The following is a 9,304-nucleotide window of genomic DNA, read 5'->3' as shown; positions in this document are numbered from 1 at the left end:
CCTTTGGACGAACGCCTTCGGATATACGTTTCAAACCCGCCTGCCAGTACATCGCAGTGCAGTTGATCGTCATGGCGGCGGCCAATCCGGTATCGGCAACGGGCAGACGATTAGCAGAGTTGCGAGGAGGTGTCGCAGGGTTGTTTTTGGATCACCGACCAAGGCCAGGTAGACCAAGGACGGTGAAGATTTCCAAAACCCGGTATCCAGTTGACCGTAAGGCTGCTCCGCTTAAGTGAACAGCATTGCGCCAATCGGCGGGCTTTCTCATGTCTGCCAGTGCTTACTTGCCGTATACCGGGAAGCGTGCGCACAGGGCTTTGACTTGCTCGCGAACGCGCTCGACAACCGACTCGTCGCCCAGATTGGCGAGAACTTCGCAGATCCAGGTGGTCAGCTGACGGCACTCTTCTTCCTTGAAGCCGCGGGTGGTAACTGCCGGGGTGCCGATACGCAGGCCCGAAGTTACGAACGGTGAACGCGGATCGTTCGGAACCGAGTTCTTGTTGACGGTGATGAAGGCGCGACCCAGTGCAGCGTCGGCGTCTTTACCGGTGATGTCCTGCTTGATTAGGCTGAGCAGGAACAGGTGGTTTTCGGTGCCGCCGGAAACGACGTCATAACCGTTCTCGATGAACACGCTGGCCATGGCCTGAGCATTCTTCACAACCTGCTGCTGGTAAGCCTTGAACTCAGGCTGCAGAGCTTCTTTGAAGCACACGGCCTTAGCGGCAATTACGTGCTCCAGCGGGCCGCCCTGACCACCTGGGAAAACAGCCGAATTCAGCTTCTTCTCAAGGGCTTCGTTGCTGCGGGCCAGGATCAGGCCGCCGCGTGGGCCGCGCAGGGTTTTGTGAGTAGTGGTGGTTACCACATCGGCAAACGGAACCGGGTTCGGGTAAACGCCAGCAGCGACCAGACCGGCTACGTGAGCCATGTCGACGAACAGGTAGGCACCCACTTTGTCGGCGATTTCACGGAAACGCGGGAAATCCAGAACCTGCGAGTAGGCAGAGAAACCGGCAATGATCATCTTCGGCTTGTGCTCAACCGCCAGACGCTCGACTTCGTCGTAGTCGATCAGGCCGCTGTCGTTGATGCCGTACTGCACAGCATTGTAGATCTTGCCGGAGAAGCTGACGCTGGCACCGTGAGTCAGGTGGCCGCCGTGAGCCAGGCTCATGCCCAGAACGGTGTCGCCCGGGTTCAGCAACGCCATGTAAACGGCGCTGTTGGCTTGCGAGCCGGAGTGCGGCTGCACGTTGGCGTAGTCGGCACCAAACAGCTCTTTGGCGCGGTCGATTGCCAGTTGCTCGACGATATCAACGTACTCGCAGCCACCGTAGTAGCGCTTGCCCGGATAGCCTTCGGCATACTTGTTGGTCAGTACCGAACCTTGCGCTTCCATCACCGCTGGGCTGGTGTAGTTTTCCGAGGCGATCAGTTCGATGTGTTCTTCCTGGCGCTGGGCTTCCTGCTCCATCGCGGCAAACAAATCGGCGTCAAAACGGGCAAGATTCAAATCACGGCTGAACATGGCTATCCCCTGAGAAAATCAGCTGGGCTGTTAAAAGAGGGGGCGAATATTACCTTATCTAGCCGTTTCAGGGGTATGAAACACAGTCATATTGCGGACAAGCGGCCCTCATGTGCGCGTTGCCGGCCGAGGTTTTATCCGGCGGCGGATTCTTGCGCCTGCAGAGCGCTGTTGAAGCAAGGCCGATAATGCGCAAAAAGATGCTGAAAATGCGCCGAATCGTCGGCTGTCGTTTGCCCTCAAGCCCCCGTTCCGGTAGCTTTGTCGCACGCGCGCGCAAACTGTTCATGTCTGGCGCCGCAGGCCGGCTGTAAAGGTGCAGTAAACCACCAGCGGACACTCTCGGGCGACACACGGGCGCACAATCCGCCCCCGGTGAGCAGTCCGACAGCTGACAGCCATCCATCAGTTTCCACATAGAGACCCAAGGTTATCCATGGCTCAATACGTCTACACCATGCATCGGCTGAGCAAAGTTGTGCCGCCGAAGCGGGAAATTCTGAAAAATATCTCCCTGTCGTTTTTCCCGGGCGCCAAAATTGGCGTACTCGGCCTGAACGGCTCGGGTAAGTCCACGCTGCTGAAAATCATGGCTGGCGTTGATACCGAATTCGACGGCGAAGCCCGCCCGATGCCGGAGCTGAATGTCGGCTACTTGCCGCAAGAGCCGCTGCTCGACCCAAGCAAGACTGTGCGTGAAGTGGTTGAAGAAGCGGTCAGCGCGATCAAGGATGCACAGGCGCGCCTTGATGAAGTCTACGCCGCTTACGCCGAGCCGGATGCCGACTTCGACAAGCTGGCTGCTGAGCAGGCCAAGCTTGAAGCGATCCTGCAAACCTCCGACGGCCACAACCTTGAGCGTCAGCTGGAAGTTGCCGCCGACGCTCTGCGCCTGCCAGCGTGGGATGCTAAGGTCGAGCACCTGTCCGGTGGTGAAAAGCGTCGCGTGGCACTGTGCCGTCTGCTGCTGTCTGCCCCCGACATGCTGCTGCTCGATGAGCCAACCAACCACCTGGACGCCGACTCCGTTGCCTGGCTTGAGCACTTCCTGCACGATTTCCCGGGCACTGTGGTTGCGATCACCCACGACCGTTACTTCCTGGATAACGTAGCGGGCTGGATTCTCGAACTCGACCGCGGTGCGGGCATCCCGTACGAAGGCAACTATTCGGGCTGGCTTGAAGCCAAGTCGGATCGTCTGGCGCAAGAGTCCAAGCAGCAGTCGGCTCACGAGAAGGCCATGAAGGACGAACTGGAGTGGGTGCGCAAAGGCGCCAAAGCCCGCCAGTCGAAATCCAAGGCACGTCTGCAGCGCTTCGAGGAAATGCAATCGCAGGAATTCCAGAAGCGCAGCGAAACCAACGAGATCTACATCCCGGCTGGCCCGCGTCTGGGCGACAAAGTCATCGATTTCGTTAACGTCAGCAAAGGTTATGGCGACCGTGCATTGATCGACAACCTGTCGTTCAGCATGCCGAAAGGCGCCATCGTCGGCGTGATCGGCGGTAACGGTGCCGGTAAGTCGACCCTGTTCCGCATGCTCATGGGCAAAGAGCAGCCAGACTCGGGCAGCATCGAACTCGGTGAAACCGTGCAGCTGGCTTGCGTCGATCAGAGCCGCGAAGACCTCGACGGCAGCAAGACTGTCTGGGAAGCCGTTTCCGGTGGCTCCGACATGATCAAGATCGGTAACTATGAAGTGCCGTCGCGTACCTACGTAGGTCGCTTCAACTTCAAGGGCGGCGATCAGCAGAAGTTCGTCAAAGACCTCTCCGGTGGTGAGCGCGGTCGTCTGCACTTGGCGCTGACCCTGAAAGAGGGCGCCAACGTCTTGCTGCTCGACGAACCGTCAAACGACCTCGACGTAGAAACCCTGCGTTCGCTGGAAGAAGCGTTGCTCGATTTTCCTGGCGCTGCCATTGTGATCTCGCACGATCGCTGGTTCCTCGACCGCGTTGCCACGCACATTCTGGCGTACGAAGATGACTCGCACATTGAGTTCTTCGAAGGTAACTACACCGAATACGAAGCGGATCGTAAGAAGCGCCTGGGTGATGCGGCGGCGCAACCGCACCGCGTGCGTCACAAGAAGCTCGCGTAGTAACGCGCAGGCTTCTCTCAGCAGTACCGCGTGAAGAGAAAGCCGGTCGATGCAAGTCGACCGGTTTTTTTATGCCCTGAAATAATCCCGGGGTCGTTTACCTGCGAGTAATTCCCTGTGAGGTATTGGCGAAAATTCCTTGCGTACCCGCACGCACGACAAGCCACAGACGAAATGAATACTCTGCACTCAATTCGATATTGAGCGGAGAAATGCCGTGACTGACTGGCGCACGATTAGCCTGTGGATGGACCTGCTTGAGCAGCCGCTGCGCCCGCGCCCCGCGTTGGGTGAAGACCTGCAGGCGGACGTCGCCATCATCGGCGCCGGTTATACCGGCCTCTGGACGGCGTATTACCTCAAGCGGCAGGCGCCGCATCTCAAAGTCGTCATTCTTGAGGCCGAGACCGCGGGCTTCGGTGCATCCGGGCGCAATGGCGGCTGGCTGATTGGTGACATTCTCGGCAGTGCACGCCTGCTGTCAGGCCTTGACGCCGAGGCGCGGCATGCGGCCTACAACTTGTTGCACGGGATTCCGGATGAAGTCGGGCACGTGCTTCAGCGTGAATCCATCGACTGTGATTATCGCAAAGGCGGTTCGCTGTATTGCGCGGCGCGCTATCCAGAGCAGGAAGTCGCCTTGCGTGCTCAGTTGCAAGATGCCCGCAAACTTGGGTTGGGCGAGGACGATTATCGCTGGCTGGCGCCGGAAGATCTGGCGGGCCAGTTACGCATCGCCAACCCCTACGGCGCACTCTTCAGCCCGCATTGCGCGACCATCCAACCGGCGCGGCTGGTGCGTGGCCTGGCCGAGTGTGTCGAGCGTCTGGGCGTGCAGATTTACGAGCAAAGCCGCGTAACGCATTGGCAGTCCGGCTTGCTGCGCACGGCTCAGGGATCGGTGAAAGCCGACTGGCTGGTGCCGGCCGTGGAAGGTTACGCCGGCTCATTGCCGCCTCTGGGGCGTTATCAATTGCCAGTGCAAAGCCTGATTGTGGCGACCGCGCCGTTGTCTGCCGCCACGTGGGCGCAGATCGGGCTGGAACACGGCCAGGCCTTTAGCGAGAACAGTCGGCAGGTCACCTATGGCCAGCGCACGGCGGATAACCGACTGGTATTCGGCGCGCGGGGTGGTTATCAGTTTGGCGGGCGTTTGCGCAGCGATTTCACGCTCAAGGAGCACGAAGTCGAGTTGCGGCGCTACTTGTTTGGCGAGCTGTTTCCTCAACTGCGCAATGTCGAACTGACCCACGCCTGGGGTGGGAATCTGGGCATGGCCCGACGCTTTCACCCGCACATGTTGGTCGACCGCAGCGCAGGTATTGCGCTGTCCGGAGGTTATGGCGGCGAAGGTGTGGGCGCCAGCAATTTGGGCGGGCGCACCCTGGCCGCGCTGATCCTCGGTCAGAGCAACGAGCTGACGCAACAGCCATGGGTGCTTGGTGATAAGCCGCTGAAAAGCCTGTCTGGCTGGGAACCGGAGCCACTGCGCTGGCTGGGTTACAACGCGATCATCAAAAGTTTTGTGCATGAAGACAAGGTGCTGGCCAAGCGTGCATCAGCGCCGTGGCAACGCAAGTTCGCCGAACATCTGGCGGGCTTCATGGAAAGCCTGATGCGCTAAGCGCAGCACACTAATAAGCAAAGTACTGGAGCCGTAAGATGAGCATCACCCAATTCAAACAGACCGCGACGCTGCTGCTGGATGAGTCCAATCCTGTCACGGTGCCCATCGGCGAACCAGTGGCAATCGCCTCGACTCATAGCGTTGAGCGCAGTGATGGTGTGGAGACTGGCGTCTGGGAATGTACGCCCGGTCGCTGGCGGCGACAGATCGTCCAGCAGGAGTTTTGCCACTTCATCTCGGGGCGCGCCACGTTCACCCCGGATGGCGGTGAGCCCATCGTGATCGAGGCCGGTGATGCGATCTTGCTGCCGGCCAACTCGATGGGCATCTGGGATATTCAGGAAACCCTGCGCAAGAGCTATGTGCTGATTTTTTAACGCGTGTCAGTTACGCCCGTTTGATTCATCCGGGGGATCGCTACAAGCTGCGTTCACGCTCGCGTCGGGGTGCCTGAGTTATTCAGTGAATAAAAAATGCCGGTCGCGCATAACGCTCCGGCATTTTTTATTGGGGCAGGGCTATTTTACGGTGGTCGCTGGAAAGGCTTTAGTGCCGAGTATTTCACCCTCGACTTCCTTGCCGTAGAAGCCATCGTCGTCGGCGTGATACTGCTTCGCAGTGGCCGCAACATCGCCTTCAAAGCGTGGGTCTTGCGGGCGCTCGCGACTGTTGATGTAGGCCGCGACATCCCATGCCTCTTGCGGCTTCAACTGCACGGCCTTGCCCAGCGGCATATTCTCGTAGATGAACGTCGCTGCAGTGTTTACCCGGTGCATGCCGGCGCCCCAGTTGTAAGACTGCGCGCCCCAGAGTGGCGGCAGTACAGTGACGTCTGCCATTTTTATGCCCTGGCCATCTTCGGCATGGCACAGCGCGCAATGCTCGGCATAAATCTTGGCGCCGCGCTCGGGCGAGGGCGCTTGATCGGTTTTATCCAGCTTGGCAAAGGCGCGGCCCGGCATTTGGCCGCGTTTATCCAGCTTGACCTTGTCTGATAAAGGCCCGGGTAATTTGAAGTCGTCGATGTTGCCGCCTTGCTGCAGCGCCGCATCGCTCAGCTCAGGCACTGCGGTTTTTTGCATGCCGAACATGTCGAGCAGCCCGCCCATCAGCAGCCAGTAAGAATATGCCGAGATGGCGACCAGCTCGGGAGAGTCGATTGCTGGTGCCTTGCCGTTCATGGAGAAGTTGAAGCAGCCCTGAACGCGCTCGGCAAAGGTGTTCACGTGGTTATTCTTTTTACGAAATGCCGGGTACGCCAGATAGGCTGCCCACATTGGCGCTGCATAGGCTTTGGCGCCTGCGTCGAGGTGGCAGTTGGTGCAATTGAGCTGGTTGCCCACCGAGCGGCCGTTGAGTTGCTGGGTATTGACGAACAATTCATAGCCCTTGCGAATCTTGTCGCCAAATGCGCCCTTGGGGATTTCGCTCAAGTCCCGTGGAACGAAGTAGCCCAGGTTGGTCGCTTTTGGCTGCGGCGGAATTTCTTCCTGCATGTCGGCAAAGTACGCATCGGCCATCGCCACCCCGGTGCCGCCTAACAGTGTCAGCGCCAGCAAAGCTTTTTTGATCATCATGGCATTAACCCCTATTGGATGGCTGACAGGTAAGTGGCAAGGGACTTGATTTCGTCTTCCTTGAGCTTGGCGGCGATGTGGCCCATGGTGTTGTCGTGGTCACCGCTACGCTCAAGTTTGCGCCATGCAATCAATTGCTCCGCCAAGTAGTCAGCCTGCTGGCCAGCGAGCCTCGGGAAGCTGCCTCCGCCAGCTGCAGACGGGCCATGACAGCTGTAACAAGCCGGCAGGCCACGCTTCAAATCGCCCTGGTAATAGAGTTTTTCAGCGCCGGACAAGGCTATTTTATCGCCGCGCAATTGCCCCTTGAGTGGGCTGCCCTGCGCTGCAAAGTAACTCAGCGCAACTTTGCGTGCGGGCAGATCAACCAGGCTCTGCGCCATGAGTGTCATCAAGGTGTTGTTGCGCCTGCCAGCAATGAAATTCTCGATTTGCGCATCAAGGTATTGCTCGCTCATGCCACCGATCATGGGGCCTTGCGCTGTTCCCTGACCTTTGTCGCCATGGCATGTCACGCATTGTTGCGCCTCTGTGGGTATATCAGTCGCCTGAGCGGTTGCCGCCATCAGTGTTAGCATATTATTAGATTTCGCATTACACGTCCCCGTCAGTCACACGCCTGCGTTAGTCACAGCATAGGTGAGCGATGCTTCAGTTGTTTGCAATGCGGAAAGTTTCGCGGACTTTTGCGTTTTATTGGCTGAGATTGCGGGTTGATAGCTGCTATCGAGCATGCTGTGTAGGAAAAGGCTTACAAGCTATGACGGGAAAGACGACTACTTGGCGTCCAGCGGCGAGCGTAATCTTTGCTCATGGACATCGCGCAGGACGCGCAGCGCAGGAAGCGCTAAGTACAGCTTCACCGTACCGCATGGAAACGATGGATTGCAGCCACGGATGGCAAGCGGATCATGGAAGTCAGCTACAGTCTGCATAAGGCCCCGCTCTGCGGGGTTTTCTTTTATCTGGCATTCGCCAAATTCAAACCAGCGCGCCCAGCCTGATCAGAGACCAATAACCAGGCACGTGGGTTTGCGGCTCAAGCCTGTTTCGGATGCATCTCAACCCACTGCGCGTAGGCGTTGATGAACTTCTGCAGGAACGGTGTGATTCCCTCTGTCAGCTTGCCTTCGTCATCAAAGAAACTCCCTGCGCCACCCAGATAGGCTTCGGGTTGTTGCATCATCATGACGTCGAGAAACACCATGGACTGGCGCAAGTGATGGTTAGCCCCAAAACCGCCAACAGCGCCCGGTGATGCGCTCAGAACAGCGCCAGGCTTACCGCTGTAGCCGCTCTTGCCATAAGGCCGGGAGCCCACGTCGATGGCGTTTTTCAGTGGCGCTGGCACTGAGCGGTTGTACTCTGGCGTCACAAACAGCAGGGCATCTGCGGCGTTCAATTTTGCTCTGAACACGTTATAGGCATCGGGCGCAGAAGTGCCGTCTATATCTTCGTTATAGAGCGGTAGCGCGCCAATTTCGACGATTTCCAATTGCAGTGATGCGGGCGCAAGATCTGCCAGCGCCAATGCAAGTTTGCGGTTGATCGATCCGCGGCGCAGGCTGCCGACCAAAACTGCAACATGACGTACTTCGCTCATACAAACTCCTCAAATCGAAAGCTCAATGGTTAAACTACACAAACTATAGACGCCTCCGGTCGAACTATGGCTACGCAGGCTTGACGTTCTGTCTTCACCAGCCGAATGTTTAGCCGAGCAGCATGCCATCTGATTGTCATTTTAATGGCGGATGCTGACGCTATAACAATCATCTCCTCAGGCCGCTTGGCCTTTCGATCTGCCTTCTGACCACTGACAGAGCATCCGGTTAATCCCGGAAGGAGTTTTATATGCGTCCATTAGCTGCTTTCTCGCTACTTAATACCTATGACCCAGATTCACAGCTTGAGGCTGAGGATGAACCGCGCGTAATAGCCTCAAACCAGCCTGCGGCCCGAATTCATGGGCAGATAACCTGCACGGTTGCGGCCATTGATGCGGCGTTATTGCAGTTGAAGAGGCCGGGTAAACCCAGCGGCGAGCGCAGGGATTAGTCCTTCGCCGCATATGCAGCCTGACTGAGCCGAGGCTTGAGTCGGTCAGGCTGTTTCGCTGCTCTTCTGGTTGGCGCATGAGCGCATGTGGAAGGCTCTCGAGCGAGTGACTGATGCTGCAATGGCATCGGTTTTGGTCGGCAGATGCGAGGGCGACAGGGTGCCAAAGCGCGATTTATGCAAATAAAAATGGTTTTCGTTCAGCAGAAAAATAACCGGTCGCGTGAGTGCTTTTTTTTTGACGAAAAGCCTGAGATAGACAATCTGCGCGGGTAAGTCATTGATAAAAGTGTGGTTTTGTATATTCCATTTTTTCATTTTTGAGATGGTATTAATACCAAATTGAACTTTCGCGACAAAATTATCCTGCTAGATTCCAAGACATTATTAAAAAAGATGTCACG

8 protein-coding genes and 1 pseudogene are annotated in these 9,304 nt (G+C 57.4%); 4 read left to right on the top strand and 5 right to left on the bottom strand.

What is annotated here, in order from left to right; all coding sequences use genetic code 11:
* Nucleotides 1-239 (top strand): annotated as a pseudogene (locus tag FEZ62_RS00490) (IS4 family transposase); the annotation flags it as partial.
* Nucleotides 240-283: 44 nt separating this feature from the next.
* Here FEZ62_RS00490 and glyA read toward each other — a convergent pair.
* Nucleotides 284-1,537, bottom strand: coding sequence for a serine hydroxymethyltransferase (gene glyA / locus FEZ62_RS00485; RefSeq protein WP_150548268.1), 1,254 nt, complete (start codon nt 1,535-1,537; stop codon nt 284-286).
* Nucleotides 1,538-1,973: 436 nt separating this feature from the next.
* Here glyA and ettA point away from each other — a divergent pair, with 436 nt between their 5' ends.
* The 3 genes from ettA (at nt 1,974) to FEZ62_RS00470 (ending at nt 5,642) form a co-directional block, all read left to right on the top strand.
* Nucleotides 1,974-3,638 (top strand): energy-dependent translational throttle protein EttA, encoded by a 1,665-nt coding sequence (gene ettA / locus FEZ62_RS00480; protein ID WP_172926473.1) that lies wholly within the window; start codon nt 1,974-1,976, stop codon nt 3,636-3,638.
* Nucleotides 3,639-3,855: 217 nt separating this feature from the next.
* The gene (locus FEZ62_RS00475) at nt 3,856-5,262 is read left to right on the top strand and encodes an FAD-dependent oxidoreductase (protein ID WP_172926472.1); all 1,407 of its coding nucleotides are present in this window, start codon (nt 3,856-3,858) and stop codon (nt 5,260-5,262) included.
* Between the two features lie 38 nt (nt 5,263-5,300).
* Nucleotides 5,301-5,642, top strand: coding sequence for a cupin domain-containing protein (locus tag FEZ62_RS00470; RefSeq protein ID WP_172926471.1), 342 nt, complete (start codon nt 5,301-5,303; stop codon nt 5,640-5,642).
* A 141-nt stretch (nt 5,643-5,783) separates the two neighbouring features.
* Here FEZ62_RS00470 and FEZ62_RS00465 read toward each other — a convergent pair whose 3' ends face one another.
* The 4 genes from FEZ62_RS00465 to FEZ62_RS00450 form a co-directional block, all read right to left on the bottom strand.
* Nucleotides 5,784-6,842, bottom strand: a complete 1,059-nt coding sequence (locus FEZ62_RS00465; protein WP_150548271.1) for a c-type cytochrome — start codon at nt 6,840-6,842, stop codon at nt 5,784-5,786.
* 11 nt (nt 6,843-6,853) lie between these two features.
* Nucleotides 6,854-7,408, bottom strand: coding sequence for a c-type cytochrome (locus FEZ62_RS00460; RefSeq protein WP_274600607.1), 555 nt, complete (start codon nt 7,406-7,408; stop codon nt 6,854-6,856).
* 473 nt (nt 7,409-7,881) lie between these two features.
* The gene (locus FEZ62_RS00455) at nt 7,882-8,445 is read right to left on the bottom strand and encodes an NADPH-dependent FMN reductase (RefSeq protein WP_172926469.1); all 564 of its coding nucleotides are present in this window, start codon (nt 8,443-8,445) and stop codon (nt 7,882-7,884) included.
* Between the two features lie 500 nt (nt 8,446-8,945).
* Nucleotides 8,946-9,218, bottom strand: coding sequence for a hypothetical protein (locus tag FEZ62_RS00450; RefSeq protein WP_172926468.1), 273 nt, complete (start codon nt 9,216-9,218; stop codon nt 8,946-8,948).
* Nucleotides 9,219-9,304: the final 86 nt, after the last annotated feature.

This window comes from Pseudomonas sp. MS19 (assembly GCF_013277615.1).
In the GTDB taxonomy this organism is placed as follows: domain Bacteria; phylum Pseudomonadota; class Gammaproteobacteria; order Pseudomonadales; family Pseudomonadaceae; genus Aquipseudomonas; species Aquipseudomonas marincola.
The sequence above is the reverse complement of the archived record's forward strand: the minus strand, read 5'-3'. Positions and strand labels throughout refer to the sequence as shown.